The organism is uncultured Maricaulis sp. (assembly GCF_963976135.1).
Classification (GTDB): domain Bacteria; phylum Pseudomonadota; class Alphaproteobacteria; order Caulobacterales; family Maricaulaceae; genus Maricaulis.
The window spans coordinates 17,734-27,164 of record NZ_CAXBKN010000031.1; the positions used below are offsets into that span (position 1 = coordinate 17,734).

11 protein-coding genes are annotated in these 9,431 nt (G+C 60.3%); all 11 read left to right on the forward strand.

All coding sequences use genetic code 11. The annotated features are described in order from the left end of the window. Positions 1 to 267: 267 nt before the first annotated feature. The 11 genes from AAC023_RS06165 to AAC023_RS06215 all read left to right on the forward strand — a co-directional run bounded on the left by AAC023_RS06165 (position 268) and on the right by AAC023_RS06215 (position 9,241). Positions 268 to 711, forward strand: a complete 444-nt coding sequence (locus AAC023_RS06165) for a hypothetical protein (RefSeq protein ID WP_339739217.1) — start codon at positions 268 to 270, stop codon at positions 709 to 711. Between the two features lie 60 nt (positions 712 to 771). Further along, positions 772 to 1,374 carry a head-tail connector protein gene (locus AAC023_RS06170; RefSeq protein ID WP_339739219.1) on the forward strand — a complete coding sequence of 201 codons (603 nt, stop codon included), beginning with the start codon at positions 772 to 774 and terminating at the stop codon, positions 1,372 to 1,374. Next, entirely contained in the window at positions 1,374 to 2,996 is a 1,623-nt protein-coding gene (locus AAC023_RS06175; protein ID WP_339739221.1) for a DNA/RNA non-specific endonuclease, read from the forward strand. The genes AAC023_RS06170 and AAC023_RS06175 overlap by 1 nt, the downstream gene beginning before the upstream one ends. Continuing rightward, positions 2,993 to 3,436, forward strand: coding sequence for a hypothetical protein (locus AAC023_RS06180; protein WP_339739223.1), 444 nt, complete (start codon positions 2,993 to 2,995; stop codon positions 3,434 to 3,436). The genes AAC023_RS06175 and AAC023_RS06180 overlap by 4 nt, the downstream gene beginning before the upstream one ends. Positions 3,437 to 3,445: 9 nt before the next feature. Continuing rightward, positions 3,446 to 3,934, forward strand: coding sequence for a hypothetical protein (locus AAC023_RS06185; protein ID WP_339739225.1), 489 nt, complete (start codon positions 3,446 to 3,448; stop codon positions 3,932 to 3,934). Between the two features lie 65 nt (positions 3,935 to 3,999). Further along, complete coding sequence (locus tag AAC023_RS06190) at positions 4,000 to 4,404, forward strand: hypothetical protein (protein ID WP_339739227.1); 405 nt, start codon at positions 4,000 to 4,002, stop codon at positions 4,402 to 4,404. Between the two features lie 14 nt (positions 4,405 to 4,418). After that, the gene (locus AAC023_RS06195) at positions 4,419 to 4,784 is read left to right on the forward strand and encodes a hypothetical protein (protein WP_339739229.1); all 366 of its coding nucleotides are present in this window, start codon (positions 4,419 to 4,421) and stop codon (positions 4,782 to 4,784) included. Then, positions 4,735 to 5,199: a hypothetical protein gene (locus AAC023_RS06200; protein ID WP_339739231.1), complete on the forward strand. Its 465-nt coding sequence runs from the start codon at positions 4,735 to 4,737 to the stop codon at positions 5,197 to 5,199. Before AAC023_RS06195 ends, AAC023_RS06200 begins: the two co-directional genes overlap by 50 nt. Before the next feature lie 248 nt (positions 5,200 to 5,447). Further along, positions 5,448 to 7,916, forward strand: coding sequence for a hypothetical protein (locus tag AAC023_RS06205; RefSeq protein WP_339739233.1), 2,469 nt, complete (start codon positions 5,448 to 5,450; stop codon positions 7,914 to 7,916). Beyond that, positions 7,917 to 8,840 carry a hypothetical protein gene (locus AAC023_RS06210; RefSeq protein WP_339739235.1) on the forward strand — a complete coding sequence of 308 codons (924 nt, stop codon included), beginning with the start codon at positions 7,917 to 7,919 and terminating at the stop codon, positions 8,838 to 8,840. It begins immediately after the preceding gene. Beyond that, positions 8,840 to 9,241, forward strand: a complete 402-nt coding sequence (locus AAC023_RS06215; RefSeq protein ID WP_339739237.1) for a hypothetical protein — start codon at positions 8,840 to 8,842, stop codon at positions 9,239 to 9,241. Before AAC023_RS06210 ends, AAC023_RS06215 begins: the two co-directional genes overlap by 1 nt. The last annotated feature ends 190 nt before the right edge of the window (positions 9,242 to 9,431 follow it).

Here is a 9,431-nt window from a genome sequence, read left to right on the forward strand (position 1 = left end):
CGGATACCCCGCCGGCAAGCGATTCACAACGACGCCGGCCGTCGCCGAAATCCTGGTCGCTCGACAATACGCAAAGCTAGTGCATAGCCAATCGCCGACACGTCGGCCGGTGGATCCGAATCCGGAACCAGCCACACCAGATCCAGACGCGACGGGTCCAGCCAAAAAGAAGACGGCCAAGAAACGAGCGTCAAAAAAACGCACGACTAAGAAACGCTCGGCCAAGAAGTAGGCCGGCAATCCGCTCGATCTCAAGGAGAGAAACCCGTGGCAGCGATCAAAATGCTCAAAAGCTGGAAGTCGCCCGAAGGCGCTTCGCACAAAACCGGTGACGTGCTGGTGATCGGCAGCGACATCACGTCGGAAAACGCGACCAAGCTGATCTCGGCACGCTACGCACAATCGACGGCCGACCCTTCCGAGACGAAGACAGAACCCGAACCAGGCAAGCCGGCCGAGGCGGCACCGGCGGAAGCCGAAACGGAAAAACCGGCGGAAGTGAAGCCGGTAGCCGAGCCCGCCAAGCCGGCCGAGACGGCAACAGCCCAGCCGGTGGAAAGCACGCCAGCGGATTCGCCAGAAACTGCCGAAACAAACGGCGAGCGAACTTGGGACGAGGCGGCCGATCAGGCGTGCCGAGATCGCGGAATCGACCCCGACGAACTGTCCGAGCGGATGAAAAAACGCATGCTCGCTCGCGGCGACGTCTAGCCGCAAGAGCGGAAACAAGTAACGAAGCTACCACAACCTCGCACTCTCGCAATCATCCGCATGACTATCGTTTCGACTTCCACCGCAGTGATCGCAGAAACGGGCGACGAGCCCGTTTCGCTGCTGCAGTTGAAGAACATTTGCCGAGCGGTCGCGGATGACGAAGACGACGAGCTGCGATCGTGGGGCGTCACGGCGCGCAAGATGGTCGAGAGTGATTCGCACCGGTCACTCGTGCGAAAAACAATCCGACAACGCCGGCATTGCTGGCCGGCCGAGAATTATGTCGAACTGGCTCGCGGGCCGCTCGTGTCGGTCGAGTCACTGCAGTACATCGACACCGACGGCGCCACCCAATCAATCGAATCGGCTGACAATTGGCGAATCGACACCGACCGGCAACCTGGCGTGCTGTTTTTCGATCCTGAATTCGTGCGACCCGCGACCATTTCCGGTCGTCACGACGCAATCACCATCAACTACACCGCCGGCTACGACACGGTCGAGAACCCCGCGCCGGCGATTGCTTGCTCGGCGATCTCGATGCTGGTCGCGCACTGGTACAAGAACCGGGAAGCCACCACCGTCGGCGTGGTCTCGACCGAGCTCGCCCTCGGCTACGAACGGCTGATCGGCTTACTCTTACAGGAAACCTACCCGTAATGCGAATCAATCGACGCGCGACAACCGTCGCGATCTACTTGCTCGCCGCCCTGATCGGCATTTTCCTCGGCCTGCAAGTCGCCCGAGCCGACCAGCCGAACGACGCAATCAAAGCAGAGCCGCCGCGAGTGTGGACGGTGCACACGCGATTCGCGCCGGGAGGCGCGCCCGAGTCGGACGCGTTCGTTGTAACCAGTCTCTATACGCTCAGCCTGAACCGCGAAACGAAGGTCGCGACCTGGGTCGGCTATCGCGTCACTGCGGCTAGCCAAAGCGGCCGAAACTCGCTGAACCGCAACTGGCTGCACCTGTACCCTGACTGGACGCTCGAGGCACGAGACTTCCTGCACAGCGGTTATGCGATCGGGCACCTTTGCCCACTGGCGAGCGTGCGAGCGGATGCCGACGCCTGGCAGGTCAACTGGACGGGCGCCGTTGCCCCGCAGCGGCAAGCGATGAATGCCGGGCCATGGCTGCGGTTCGAAGAGCTTTCGCGAAAACTCGCTCGGCAGCACGGCGAGGTTTTCGTGCTGTGCGGTCCGTTGTACGAAACCGAGACGAAGCCACTGGCTGAGGCCGACGAACCGCACGTCGTGCCGTCGCATTTCTGGGGCCGCATCGACGTGCCGGCGACTGACGACGTGTTTTGCTACATCGTGCCGCAAGAGTGCGAACAATCCGACGAGCTCGAGCAGTTTTTCGTCAAGCCGCAACTGTGCTGCTTTCGATCCGGGCTCGTGCTCTGCCACCAGCGAGAATGTGAGGTTTGCAATGGGCGTTCCGGCGGGGAACCTGAATCAACGGATCGTGATCGAAAAGCCGATCAAAGCCGACAACGCGGCCGGCCGCAGCGTGGTCGAATCATGGCAGGCGATCCACTGCCGAAACTTGCCGGCGTCTTACAAGGCGGTCTCGGGCGGCGAGATCGTTCGCGGCATGCAGATCGTGTCGGGCGCATCGGCCTTATTCGAAACGCGATGGCTCGACCTGGAATCCGACCCGAGCGTGCAACCGACCGAGCACCGCTTGCGATGGATCACCGGATCCAAGAAGCCCGAGAACGCTCCAGTATTCGGCATCAACCACGTCGAGAACCCGGACGGCGTGCGCACGATGCTCGCGATCCAGTGCAACCGGTTGACGCAATGAGCAACAAGATCAAGGCGCAGATCACCGAGACCGGCGACATCGACAAGCTGCTCTCGCAGCTGCCGCACGCGATGCGACAGCGGGCATTCCCCAAAGCCTTGCGAGCCGGTGCTCGCGTCGTGCAAAAGGCAGAGCAGAGCAAGTTGCCCGATCCAGGGTACGAGGGAGACGCCGACCCGGATGTCTCCCTAAAAAAGGAAATCAAAATCAAGCTCAAGCACTACGAGGATCACGTGATCGTGATCGTGGGCCCGACCTATCGCGGCGCACCGCACTCGTACCTGGTCGAGTTTGGTCACACGATCACGGCGACCGAGCACGTCGACGGCGTCGCCTATGTCACCACCTACCACGGCGCCGCACGCCCGTACGTCCGGCAGAGCATCGACGAGACCAAGGGCGAGCAGCATTCGTCGGTACTCGCATCGCTGCGAAAAGACGTCAAGAAACTCAATCGCGAGTTGATGGGATGAGCCAGGCCGGCGTCGCACTGCGATTGCACGCGATCGGTCATTCGCCGATCACTGACCTGATCGGCGAAAGGTTCCGGCCGATCCACGATGCGCAGGGCGATGATTTTCCCCGCGTCACCTATCAACAAATCAGCTGCCTTCCCGACGAGGGCCTGCACGGCGACGCCGGGCACGAAACGGTACGGTTGCAATTCAACATTTACGACAACGACTCGACACGGGCGCATCGTATCTCCCGGCTGGTCCGAAAACGACTACTGACAGCGTTCGGCACTTTGCCGATCGACAACGAACCCGAACCGGCGACGATCTACGTCACTGGCGTATCGACGGCCGGCGGCATCCGCGACGCTCACACCGCAGCGCCAGCCGACAAATCCGAGCAATGGTTGCACGGTGCAACTTTCGACCTCATGGTCAGCTACAACCCTTCAGAATAGGACGCACGAATGAGCCCCCCAGGAAGTGGAAATAAGGCGTCGATCTCGTTTCCGGTAGCCGGCCTGACCGGTTGCTTTACGATGATCGGCGGTATCGAAATGGAAGTCGGCGACGAGGACGTTTCGTGCTTGAATACCGACGGTCTGCAAGAAGTCGAATTGCAAGACATCGCGACGATGAGCGAGACGGAAGTCGAAATGCTGCTCGATGATACGCTCAATATCATCATGGACGGCACCGACCTCGCTGACCCGACGCCGGCCCTTGGCGAGCTCAAGCTCAAGCACAAGGAGCTGATCACGATCACTGGCGCAACGCGGAACGGCGATGATACGCCGGCCGAGTTTGCCGCATGGGGCGGAATCAAAAAGATCAGCTTGCCGGAATACGTGAACAACACGACGCGCCGTCTCAAGTTCACGATCAAGTGGCTCAACCGCGATCTGACCGGAACGCAGGTCAAGCCAACCTACACGCCGGCGGTTCCAACGGTTTAGAACCGGCGGACCGCTAACCAGGCGGCGCACGTTTCTCAAGAATCACCAGCAAACTCGAGGTAAAAATGACCACCACCGAACCAACCCAAAAAGCGCCAGAGGTTACGGTCGAATTGCGACCGTTTACCGGGCAATCGCTACGCCGCGGGCGGCTGCGCACCACAATACTGCCGCAAAAACGCGTGTTCCTGATCGAGACCCTGCCCGACGGCAAGGTGATTCAGACGTACGCCGGCCTGGTCTCGGACGTGCCGGGTTCGCGATTCTGTGCCCGGCTGCCGCTCAGCGAGTTTGACGAGAGCGAGCTCGAGCAAATCGACGCCGCGATCGAGGCCTTCCACGGACAAACACCGCCGCCGGCCGCCGGCCAGCCAAAACTGATGACCGACGAGGACTCGGACGAAGGCAGCGGTCTCGACGAAGACGACGGCCTCGATGAAGACGACGGCGAGTCGGCCGTCGGGCTCTAACTGGCGCCGAAGCGATGGACGAGGGGCAGATCGAATACACAGGGCACCTGCAGCCAATACCTGACGGCTCGAAAGAGTTTCGGCTGTACGTCGCCGGACGCGATCGCTATCTCGTCGACCCGTACCCGTGGTCATGCGTGATTCGTCGGCATGCCGACGGGTCGCACGAAATGTCACTCGTCGACAAACCGCTGCCGTCGGCGAGGGCGTGGCACGCGATCGTCAGAACGCTCTACGCCGATGGCATCAAGTTGCTTAAAGTACATCGGCACGGAAACGAGCGAACGATCGACATTGAGAAGTTCGCGAACCATCTATCACGGAACAACGATGAAACTGACACGCGAGAACCTGGCAGCAACGGCCGTTCGGCGGTTTGAAACCGTCACACTCAGCAATGGCCTCGAGGCGAGACTGCAAAACCTCGGCGAGCCGGAGATCACCGAGTTTGACACGGTCGCGTACGACGACAACGGCGAATACAAAGAGCGACTCGCGAAACTGCGGCGACGAAAACTGATCCAGCTGTGTGTCGTCGACGAGGCCGGCGTGCGGCTTTACGAATCGCCCGAGCAGGTCAAGGGCGACGGCGGGCTGCTCTGCGAACTGTTCGCGCACTGCGAGCGCGTGACCGGGCTCGACAAGCGGGTCGAGATCAAGATCAGTGAGGCCAAAAAAAACTACGCGCAAACCCTCGATTGCTCGACGCCTTCCGAGTCTGCCGGCAACTCGGAATCACCGACCCTTTCGAGTGGCTCGAGCACACCGGCCGAAACCTTGCCAACTACTGGATAGCGTACGGCGATCTCGAACCGTTCGGCGACGATTGGCGCCGCACAGCGACGATCGCGGCACTACTGCACCGCATTTTGCACCTGCAGGAATTGCAGGCGGGAATCGAACCGAGCGAGCCGCTAGGCGTGGATGACTTCATGCCGACATCAGAACCGCGAGAACATCGCGGACGAGGCCGGCGGCTATCGGACGAAGAGGCAATGCAAGCGCTGGGAATGGGATTCGGATTCGCGTAAGGATACGCAGCAATGAATGACAATATCGGCGGACTCGGCTACCAGCTCTCGGCAAACGTCGGCGACTTCACCGATGGCATGACCCTCTCGCGAACCGAGATGAACCTCGTTCGCCGCGAAATGCGAAACTCGCGCACGGACGCGGAAGTCCTGCAAGGGAAGCTCGACGCGCTCGAAAAAGCGTATCGATCCGGCGCGATTGAGCTTGATGACTACCATCGATCGACGGTTCGATTGCGATCCGAAACGGACGAAGCGAAGCAAGCGGCGCAAGAACTAGCCGATCAACGACGCGAAGCAGACCAGCTGACACGCCGGCTCGCGACGGACGAGGAAAAGCTCGCCGAAGAAACTCGAAAACTGCAGGAACTCAAGCCGCACCTTTCCGCAGAAATTTACGCACGGGCAATCGCCGATCTCAATCGACGCTTGCCCGAGAACATTGCCGCCGAGAAGCGACTCGCGATGGCGCAGGAGCGCCGGCAACGGCGCGAGCGGCTGCTGGCAGCAGAGATGCAGCGCGGTGCACAGATCATCCGAGCAAACGAGACGGCAACAGAGCGATACGAGCGAGAGATTGCGGATCTGAACCGGCTGCTACGTCGCGGTGCAATCGATCTGCGGACGCACGGCCGAGCGGCAGCCGACGCCCGATCGCAACTCAACGCGCACCGCAGCTCGGTCTTGTCTCAGATACCGGTCGTCGGGCGCTTTTCCGGAATGATCAACGGAATGCCGCCGGGACTGGCCGCCGCCGGTGCGGCCGCAGCCACGGCGTCAGTCGGCATGTACGCGTTTGGCAGATCACTGAGTCACGTAACCGATCGGGTCGCCGAACAAATGGCGGAGATCGACGCCAACGCGAAAATAGCAGCAAGACTCGGCACATCGCTTGATCAACTGAGTGCGATTCAATTAGGCGCAGCCGAGGTTAGCGGCCTCGACGACTCTCAGGTCAATATGGCACTGCAGCGGATGACCAGGCGTTTCGCAGAAGCGGCAGCTGGCGGAGGTGAAGCAAAGGCCGTGATCAAGCAACTCGGCCTCGATGCGAAAGCCCTGTCGAGCCAAGATCCCGCGATGATCTTCCGGCGGGTGGCCGACGAGGTTGCAAAGATCAAGGATCCGGCCGAACAGGTTCGCGTTGCGTTCAAGCTGTTCGACAGCGAGGGCGTCGGATTGGTCAATCTTTTGCGTGAGGGATCGCAAGTGATTGACGAGTACGGTCGCACAGCCCGAGCACTCGGTAAATCACTTAGCGAAATCGATGTTGCGAAAATCGAAGCGGCGAACGATGCGGCTGGACGTGCTCACGTCGCCTTCGACGGAATGTACAACACGCTCGCAGCAGACTTGTCGCCAGCGATCAAGCTCACCGCAGACCAGATAACGTCTCTCGCGATTAAATCACGCGCAATGGCCATCGCGATATCTTACCGGGTCGGCGGGCTGTCGAACTTCCTGATCCGTGCGAAAGGTCACGCCATCGACTTCGCGGATGCAATCATCGGAACGCAGAGCGCCGGTGCTGGCTTTGCGTTCGACTTTGTCGCGAGCAACAACAGCGGGGAAGAGCTGCGAAAGCTAGACGAGATAAGGTCGGCGAACGAGCAGGCAGCTGCATCAAGGCGTGACCAACTCGCGGCGACACGCGAAGCATCCGCGGCAGTCGCCGGCGAAGCAGCTGCGACCGAAGCGGCTGCGAACTCGCAAGAAGCCAGGATTCAAACTGAGAAACGTTTAGCGGACGAAATCAACAACAGAACGAACGCAGCGAGGTCCGATGCCGTTGAGTTGTCGAGGTCCAGCGAGCAGCGTGCTGCCGATGCAGCGAAGCTCGCCGAATCACAAGCACGCGAACAAGAACGCATCCGCGAAGCGATCGACAGCCGGATCCAGCGAGAGCGAATCGCCGTAATCGAAATGCGAGACGGTCACGTCGCCGCCGAGGTCGCTCGAGCGATTGCCGACGGTGCGACAAGGCCGGAGGCCGAAAAGCTGCGTTTGCTGGTCGAGCAAACCGAAGAAATTCGCCGACAGAAAAACGAGCGCGAGCAGGCACACCGAGAGGAACAGCAGCGAGCCCAAAAGGCGAGACAGGCAGCCGAATCGATCGCGCAGCGTGGCGAGCAACTCAAGGCGTCGCTGCGCACGCCATTCGAGACACTTGTAGCAGAACTGGCTGACGCGAAAACGCTTTTCGATCTGGGTGCGATCGATCTCGACACAGCACGCCGCGCCGAGACCGCCGCACGCAACAACTTTTCTCGATCGAGCGGGTTCGACGCTCCGCGATCAGCGCCAACTGTGCGTGCCGGCGAAACGAGCGAATACAACGAAATCCGTCGAGCGTTTCAAGAGAGGCAAAGCAGAGCAGACAAGCAGGCGGCCGCACAACTAGCAACACAACAGGCGATCCGCATCGCCGCAGAGCAAACGGCCGACGCGATCCAAGAGCTCGAGCCGCAGGAGTCTATCTAAATGGCGACCCTACTTTTTGACGTCGAACCCACGCGAAAAGAGCGCAAGTTTTCGATCAAGGGAAAAAACGGCTTTATCACGATGCGCAGGCAGCTCGAGTATCGAGTCGTGCTGCGCTGGAGCGATGGATCGACGGATTTCTCCGAGGTCAGCGAGGCCGAAATAGTCGCGGCCGACGGGCTGCCTAAGGTTTACCGGACGACCTACGAGTTTAACGGGTTCATCATTCCGTTTTTGCTGTGCACCGGCAAGACGGCGAGGCAAACCGATACGCTGCACGTCTGGCGAGTGCTTTGCGACTACGATGCACCCGCGCGTAAGGGTGACGAGATCGATCTCGTGCCGCAGGCACCGGCGGCACCTGGCACGATCACGCCCGACGTCACCGTGCGGTCGGAAGTGATACCGCAAGTGATCTATGCCGACATCGATTCGAAGCCGTGCCTCACACCGACCGGCAACTTTTTCGAGACTCCTTTCACCACGCCGCTGCCGATCACGGTACTGAAAATCAAACAGTACGAAACCGGCTGGACCGACTCTAACATCACCTCGCGCACTGGCCGAACCAATGACGCGACCTGGCGAGGCGAGCCGGCGTACTCTTGGCGTATCGACAGCATCAGCGCGACACCGACGACCATCAACGGCACCGATTGCCACCAAACCGAATACGAACTTCGGCACACGCCGCTTTCATGGGGATGGCGCGACCACCGCGCACTGATCGACACCCACTATTTAAAAGACGTCAGCGGAACGATGAAGAAATTCCCGTTCATCGACAAAGCGGGTCAACTGACAACCGGGTGGCTCAACACCGACGGCACGATCAGGCCGCGAGCCAGCGGCCTCGTCTATGACGACTGGGAACCACTCGAAGAAATCGCCTATAGCTTTCTCGCAAACGTGCCTGGTGCCTGATGGGTTTCAACTTCAAAGAACGCGCGGTCGCGGAAAAGCTAAAAGCGATTGCCGCTCGAGACCAAAGCAACCCGACCACGTTTCCGCAAAATCCAACCGGAAACGCCGGCACACTCGGGATCGTGAAAGTCAGGCTGCACGACGACGTGCCAGCGCACACCGGCGGCCCGACTGGCACGCCGGGCAAGCTCGACGACTGCGAGGTCTGGTTCATTGACCCAGAAGACGACAGCTACCAGCAACTCGATGACGAAAACGGCGATCCGCTAAAAATCACCGTGTACCACGACGGACCGAAAGTAGTTGCCGGCACCGACGCGGATGAAAACGCGGTCGAGGTCTTTTGCGCGTGGCACGCCGGGCGATGGGTGATCATCGTCGACTACTGCCGCGACGAATGACGCGACCGCGAAGCGCGTCGCGTGTTTCGGCGCGGCATCAGATATCACGGCGCAGCACGGTTGACGCTTCAAACGCGCAGCGCTTTGAAAGGTCAACCGTGCGAAGCACGGCCTAACCCCCCTCCCCCAACCCCACATTTTTTCGTGCGACCTTGCGGGTGGTCTTCGCTTAGGGCCATTTCTCAAAAAA

What these genes read in the sequence shown, in the direction of transcription:
- AAC023_RS06170 (WP_339739219.1), top strand. Translation starts at nt 772, where the DNA reads ATGACTATCGTTTCGACTTCCACCGCAGTGATCGCAGAAACGGGCGAC.
- AAC023_RS06175 (WP_339739221.1), top strand. Translation starts at nt 1,374, where the DNA reads ATGCGAATCAATCGACGCGCGACAACCGTCGCGATCTACTTGCTCGCC.
- AAC023_RS06180 (WP_339739223.1), top strand. Translation starts at nt 2,993, where the DNA reads ATGAGCCAGGCCGGCGTCGCACTGCGATTGCACGCGATCGGTCATTCG.
- AAC023_RS06185 (WP_339739225.1), top strand. Translation starts at nt 3,446, where the DNA reads ATGAGCCCCCCAGGAAGTGGAAATAAGGCGTCGATCTCGTTTCCGGTA.
- AAC023_RS06190 (WP_339739227.1), top strand. Translation starts at nt 4,000, where the DNA reads ATGACCACCACCGAACCAACCCAAAAAGCGCCAGAGGTTACGGTCGAA.
- AAC023_RS06195 (WP_339739229.1), top strand. Translation starts at nt 4,419, where the DNA reads ATGGACGAGGGGCAGATCGAATACACAGGGCACCTGCAGCCAATACCT.
- AAC023_RS06200 (WP_339739231.1), top strand. Translation starts at nt 4,735, where the DNA reads ATGAAACTGACACGCGAGAACCTGGCAGCAACGGCCGTTCGGCGGTTT.
- AAC023_RS06205 (WP_339739233.1), top strand. Translation starts at nt 5,448, where the DNA reads ATGAATGACAATATCGGCGGACTCGGCTACCAGCTCTCGGCAAACGTC.
- AAC023_RS06210 (WP_339739235.1), top strand. Translation starts at nt 7,917, where the DNA reads ATGGCGACCCTACTTTTTGACGTCGAACCCACGCGAAAAGAGCGCAAG.
- AAC023_RS06215 (WP_339739237.1), top strand. Translation starts at nt 8,840, where the DNA reads ATGGGTTTCAACTTCAAAGAACGCGCGGTCGCGGAAAAGCTAAAAGCG.